At 68.7% G+C, this 6,283-nt stretch carries 6 protein-coding genes; 4 read left to right on the forward strand and 2 right to left on the reverse strand.

The window, feature by feature from the left end:
• A partial coding sequence (locus VFU06_05240) for a hypothetical protein (GenBank protein HEU5208798.1) occupies positions 1–537 on the forward strand: 537 nt, incomplete at its 5' end.
• A 57-nt stretch (positions 538–594) separates the two neighbouring features.
• Here the strand turns inward: VFU06_05240 and VFU06_05245 are convergent.
• Together VFU06_05245 and ftsH are read right to left on the reverse strand one after the other, a co-directional pair.
• The gene (locus tag VFU06_05245) at positions 595–1,761 is read right to left on the reverse strand and encodes a bifunctional oligoribonuclease/PAP phosphatase NrnA (protein ID HEU5208799.1); all 1,167 of its coding nucleotides are present in this window, start codon (positions 1,759–1,761) and stop codon (positions 595–597) included.
• The gene (gene ftsH, locus VFU06_05250) at positions 1,761–3,632 is read right to left on the reverse strand and encodes an ATP-dependent zinc metalloprotease FtsH (protein ID HEU5208800.1); all 1,872 of its coding nucleotides are present in this window, start codon (positions 3,630–3,632) and stop codon (positions 1,761–1,763) included. The genes VFU06_05245 and ftsH overlap by 1 nt, the downstream gene beginning before the upstream one ends.
• 179 nt (positions 3,633–3,811) lie before the next feature.
• On the opposite strand from ftsH, the gene VFU06_05255 reads away from it, so the two are divergent.
• The 3 genes from VFU06_05255 to VFU06_05265 all read left to right on the forward strand — a co-directional run.
• Positions 3,812–4,756, forward strand: coding sequence for a threonine/serine dehydratase (locus VFU06_05255; protein ID HEU5208801.1), 945 nt, complete (start codon positions 3,812–3,814; stop codon positions 4,754–4,756).
• Positions 4,753–5,391 (forward strand): NAAT family transporter, encoded by a 639-nt coding sequence (locus tag VFU06_05260; GenBank protein HEU5208802.1) that lies wholly within the window; start codon positions 4,753–4,755, stop codon positions 5,389–5,391. The genes VFU06_05255 and VFU06_05260 overlap by 4 nt, the downstream gene beginning before the upstream one ends.
• A 29-nt stretch (positions 5,392–5,420) precedes the next feature.
• A partial coding sequence (locus VFU06_05265) for a penicillin acylase family protein (protein HEU5208803.1) occupies positions 5,421–6,283 on the forward strand: 863 nt, incomplete at its 3' end.

A 6,283-nucleotide genomic window follows, 5' to 3' on the forward strand; every position in this document is an offset into this window, starting at 1 on the left:
CAGAGCATGCCGCGCCGGCTCGGTCTGACCGGTGTGGTGTTCACGCAGATCCGTCGGTACGAGGAAGCGCAGCGCGCGGGCAAGCCGGTGCCGTACAGCGACGTCGTGAGCCTGATCCAGCTCGTGCTCCGGCGACCGGACGCGGGGGTGATCCTCTGGGAAACCGGTCAGGCGATGGCGCAGCGACGGCTCGAGCGTGTCCCGCAGGCCATGGTCCGTGTCGCGCGGCTGATGCCCGGGCACGGTGTACCGAGCGCAGCACGTGTGGGGCGGCGCCTGTTGCGCGCGCTGAGCGGTGGCGGCACGATCGAGGCGCATGCGCGCCCTTTTCGCGTGACGTTCAACGACTGTCCGCTGGCGACGCTGGACTCGCTCGGCACGGGCTGTTCGCTGTACACGGGTGCCCTGGAAACGCTGGTGCGCGGTTACAGCGGACGGGAGGCCCTCATCGTACACGAGGACTGCCGCGCCCGCGGCGGCGACGCGTGCATCTGGACCGAAGCCCCGGATCCGCCGGCACCGAGCGCCGCGGCGTAGGCGCAAACCGTCGTCTCGAGTCGCTTCCAGGAGCCGGTATGTGGATGCCGGTGCTTCTCAGCGTCCGCCGGCCGGCCCGTCCGCTCCGGGTGCCGTTTCGCTGATCCCTGCCGCGGCGGTCAGCTTGGCGCGGATCTGCTGGTTGAACGTTTCCCACTTCATCCGCATCTGCTCGGCGTCGGTCGTGCCCTCCAGGAACCCGACCGGGATCTCGAACCCGCCTGCGCGGCTGCGGCCGCCACCGTAGTAGCGTCCGCGGGCGTCGCTGCCGAGTGCGGTCTTCAGGAACTGGTCGACGTCCATCGTGATCCGCGTCGTGCGGACACTGCCGACCACCACCTCGCGATCCCCGCCGCCCTGCAGAATGCCATAGACGATCGCGGTGTGGACGTTCTCCTCGGTCAGCAGGAAATCAGTGGCTTGCGGGATCGCATCGCGCTCCGCGTGACGCACGTAGCCGACGCCCGCGATCGAGTAGCCGTTGCGCACGAGTCGGTCGGTCAGTGCGATGCGGATCACGTCCATCGTGCCGCGGGAGCGCTGCACCTTGAGGATCGCCTCGAGCAGCTCGGGGTCGTGGTAGCGGCTGAGGTATGCTGCCGCCGCGTGCTCTTCGGGCCCCGCGCGGATGAAGCCGTTCGTCTCGCTGCGCAGCGCATGCACGAGCGCGGTCGCGAGCTGCACGTCCGCCTCCTCCTCGACGCTGAGCGTCATGGTGACGGCACTCTCCAGGTAATCCGCCAGGATCGTGGCCACCGCACCGACGGGACGGATGTCGGTGAACTCCGCCTCGAGCACGTTCTGCGGCGCATGATGATCGATGATCGCGAGCGTCGGAACGCCCGCGGCGTTCAGCCGGTCCAGCAGTCGCGTCGTCGTGCCCTGGTTGTCGATGAAGACGGCACCGTCGTAGCCGTCCAGCGGCAGCCCCTCGGTGTAGCGCGTCATCTCGATGTCGACGAGCTGCGTCAGCGCGAGGTTCTCCTGGTGGCTGATGCGCCCCTCGTACAGGATCTCGACGGAGATGTCGTGCTGCGCTGCGAACATGCGGTACGCGTGCGCGCCCGCGATTGCATCGGGATCTGGGTAATCCTGGATGGCGACGACGTGCGACTCGTGCGCGTGGCGCCGGAGGAACTCGTCGAAATCGCGCGCGCGTGCCTGTGCGCCGTAGTCCATCGGCAGCCGGTTCGTGCGCTCGTCGCGCAACGGCACGATGCTCATCAGTCCGCGGCACTTCCCGCCGCGTGTCCTACGCCGGGCCGGCGCCCGTCCCGTGACTGGTGGCGCGGCGTGCCCATCAGGTCACGCAGCTCCTCGCGGTCGACGACCTCCGCCTCGAGCAGTCGCTCGGCAACCGCATCCAGCACCGCGCGCTCGTCGCGCAGCAGCGCGAACGCGCGCTGATACGCCTCCACCAGCAGGCGACGCACCTCGGAGTCGATCTGCTGCGCCGTCGCTTCGCTGAACCCGTTGCGGTCCAGCTCCAGCTCGTTGCCGAGCATCGCCTGGCGCCGGCGGTGGAACGTGACGGGCCCGACGATCTCCGACATGCCGAACTCGCCCACCATGCGACGCGCCATTTCCGATGCGCGCTCGAGGTCGTTGCCGGCGCCCGTCGAGATCTCGCCGAAGACGAGCTCTTCCGCCGCGCGGCCGCCCAGCAGTACGGCCATCCGGTCGTCCAGCTCCGCCCGCTGGATCAGGTAGCGGTCGTCCTCCGGCAGCTGCTGCGTGTAGCCGAGTGCTGCGACACCGCGCGGGATGATCGAGATCTTGTGGACCGGGTCCGCGTGATCGACACGCTCCGCGACGATCGCGTGTCCGGCCTCATGGAACGCGACGATGCGGCGCTCCTTCTCGTGCAGCAGCCGGTTCTTCTTCTCCAGCCCCGCCGTGATCCGGTCGACCGCCTCCTCGATGTCGTGCATCTCGACATGGTCGCTGTCACGGCGCGCGGCCAGCAGTGCAGCCTCGTTCAGGAGGTTGGCGAGGTCGGCACCAACGAATCCGGGGGTACGACGCGCGACGACCTCGAGATCGACGTCCTGCCCCAGCTCGATCGACTCCGCGTGCACACGCAGGATCGCTTCGCGCCCCACGCGGTCGGGCCGATCGACGACCACCTGTCGATCGAAGCGGCCGGGGCGCAGCAGCGCGGGATCCAGGATCTCCGGCCGGTTCGTTGCCGCCATGATCAGCACGCCGCGGCGCGGGTCGAAGCCGTCCATCTCGACCAGCAGCTGGTTCAGCGTCTGCTCCCGCTCCTCGTTGCCGCCCATCGGACCGCCCACGCCACGCGCCTTGCCCAGTGCGTCCAGCTCGTCGATGAACACGATGCACGGCGCGTTCGCCTTGGCCTGCTCGAACAGGTCGCGTACGCGCGCGGCACCGACGCCGACGAACATCTCGACGAACTCGGATCCGCTGATCGAGAAGAACGTGACGCCGGCTTCTCCCGCGACGGCGCGCGCGAGCAGCGTCTTGCCGGTACCGGGCGGACCCACGAGCAGCACACCCTTGGGGATCTTGGCGCCCAGGCGCGCGAACTTCTCGGGTGTGCGCAGGAAGTCCACTACCTCGACCAGCTCCGCCTTCGCCTCGTCCGCGCCCGCGACATCCTCGAACGTGACCCCCGTTCCCTCCTCGCCCATGATGCGGGCGCGATTGCGGCCGACCGTCATCACGTTCTGCGCCGGATTGATCCGGCGCATCATCCACACCCACAGCACGAGCAGCAGCGCAAAGGGGAGCATCCAGGCGAGGATGTTGCCGAAGCGGCTCTCGGGTGCTGCTGCGTAGTCGACGCGTGCGGAATCGAGCAGTGGGATGAACGAGGGATCGTCCGCGACGCGCGTCGCCGCCAGCTGCCCGACCATGCCCTCGCGCAACAGGCTGTCCGCAACGCTCGCATGGATCGTCTGCGCGCCGATCAGCACGGAGTCCACCTGCCCGGCGCGGATGCGGTCCTTCAGCTCGTTGTAGGCGATCTCGCGTGATTCCGTGCGACCGAGCAGCACGTTCACACCGATCAGGATGGCCAGCGCCAGCAGGAAATAGAAGACGGAAAAGCGGGTGCGCCGGTCTTCCAGCACCGGCGGCCGCCTGCGCCGATCGGGCGTACCGCGCTCGCGCCGGCGCCGGTCACCCGCGTTCCTCCTGCGATCCTGTTCCATGCCGGGCGGAGGGGCAAGGTCTGTACCCGTGACCCGCCTTGCCGCGCAGAACGAAAGGGCGCCACTATTTGCGGCCGGTCCCCTCACCTCGTGGCACAATGGTCCGATTCGACGACATCACCGCGGCAGCAGAGCGCATCGCGACGCGTGTGCACCACACGCCCCTGCTGTCCGCGCGCACACTGGGCGAACCGTATGGCACGAACCTGTTCCTGAAGGCAGAGTGCCTGCAGCGCACCGGCTCGTTCAAGGTGCGCGGCGCCCTCAACCGGGTCGACACACTCGATGACGCCGCGCGCGCCCGCGGGCTGATCGCCGTGTCCGCCGGCAACCACGCCCAGGCCGTCGCCTACGCCGCCCGCGCCACCGGGACCCGCTGCACCGTCGTCATGCCCGCGACGGCGCCGAAGGCCAAGATCGCCGCGACCGAGGCGTACGGCGGAACCGTGGTCCTGCACGGGACCGTCGGCGACGCGTTCCGGAAGATGGAGGAGCTGCGCGGGGAGCACGGGTTCACACTGGTGCACCCATTCGAAGACCCCGTGCTGATGGCCGGCCAGGGGACCGTCGGCATCGAGATCGTGCAGGAGCTGCCGGACGTCGATGCGGTGATCGTTCCGGTTGGCGGTGGCGGGCTGATCTCCGGTGTGGCCGCTGCGGTGCGCCACATGCGACCCTCCGCCCGGATCATCGGTGTGGAGCCGGTCGGAGCCGCGGCGGTCACTGCAGGGTTGCAGGCCGGCGGCGTGCAGCCGCTCGAGCGGGTTGACACGATCGCAGACGGGCTGGGCGCACCCATGACCGGCGAGCTCGTGCTCGAGCACGTGCGCACGCTCGTCGACGAGGTCGTCACGGTGAGCGACGACGCGATCGCCAGCGCAATGAGCGCGATCCTCGCCCGCGCCAAGCTGCTCGTCGAGCCGGCGGGCGCCGCAGGCTACGCCGCGATCGCGAGCGGCGCCATCGACGTCGCCGGTCAGACCACGGTCGTGATCCTGAGCGGCGGCAACGTCGATCTGGACCGCGTCAGGGAACTCGTGTGAACTTTTCCGAGATGCTGGGCTTCGCGACCTTTGCGTTCACCTCACTGCTGGCAATCGTGAATCCGGTCGGTGCCGTGCCGCTGTACGTCGCAATGACCGGCAGCTACGACCGCGCGCATCGCAGTGCGACGCTGCGACGCGCGATCTTCACGGCGTTCGTCATGCTGGTCGCGTTCTCCACGCTCGGGACGTGGATCCTCCGTTTCTTCGGGATCACCACGCAGGCGTTCCAGATCGCCGGCGGCATCATCTTCTTCGGCATCGGCTGGGACATGCTGCAGGCGCGCCGCAGCCGGGTAAAGCCGGAGGAGGAGGCGGAAACGGTCGAGAAGGAGGACGTCGGCATCGTGCCGCTCGGCATGCCGCTTCTCGCGGGGCCGGGCAGCATCACCACCGTGATCACGCTCAATGCGCAGGCGGAGTCGGTGCTCGAGCATGCCGCGATCTACATCGCGATCGCGCTCGTGCTCGGCATTGCCTGGGCGACGCTCGCCGCCGCACCCGCCGTGACCAGGCGCATGGGCAGCACGGGCATGAACGTACTGACGCGGATCATGGGACTGATCGTCATGGTGATCGGTGCACAGTTCGTGATCAACGGTGTGACCATCGTGCTGCGCAGCACGTTCGGCTGAACCCACCCCTCTCCAGCGGAGCACTGTCCATGTCCCTCATGCGACGTCCTTTCGCTTCCCTCCTCGCGTTCCTTGCCATTGCTGCATCTGTCACTCCCGGCGCAGTCGCGCAGGAGATCCTGTGGGACCGCTACGGTGTGCCGCACATCCGCGGCGAATCGCTGGAGGAGGTTGCATGGGCGTTCGGCTGGGCGCAGGCGCAGAGCCATGGCAGCCTGCTGCTGCGCCTCTACGGGCAGGCCCGCGGGCGCGCAGCCGAGTACTGGGGGCAGGACTTCGTGGAGAGCGACCGCTGGGTGCGGGTGAACCGCATTCCCGGACGCGCGCGGGCGTGGCTGGCGCAGGCCGAATCCGAAGAGCGCATGGTCATCGAACGCTTCGCTGCGGGCATCAACGCATACGCGGAACAGCATCCGGACGCACTCGATCCAGCAATGCGCCGGGTGCTGCCGGTCACGTCCGAGGATGTCCTGGCACATGCACAACGCGTCGTTCACTTCACCTTCGTCGCCTCACCGGAGCTCGTCGCGCAGGCGCAGCGTGCACTGCGCGGCGACGCGGACGGAATCGGGATGGATCCCGATGAGGCGGACCTCGACGGCGCACGGCAGCTGCTCGGCTCCAACGCGTGGGCAGTCGCGCCGGCGCGCACCGCAGACGGCAATGCACTGCTGCTCATCAATCCGCACCTGCCCTGGGGCGACCTGTTCACCTGGTACGAAGCGCAGATCACCGGTGGCGGCATCGATGTGTACGGCGTGGCGCTCGTGGGCATGCCCACGCTCAACATCGCGTTCAACGACCGGCTCGGCTGGTCCTTCACCGTGAACACCTATGACGGCGCCGACCTCTACAGCCTGTCATTGCGCGACGGCGGCTACCTCTGGGACGG

Source organism: Longimicrobiales bacterium, assembly GCA_035764935.1.
In the GTDB taxonomy this organism is placed as follows: domain Bacteria; phylum Gemmatimonadota; class Gemmatimonadetes; order Longimicrobiales; family RSA9; genus DASTYK01.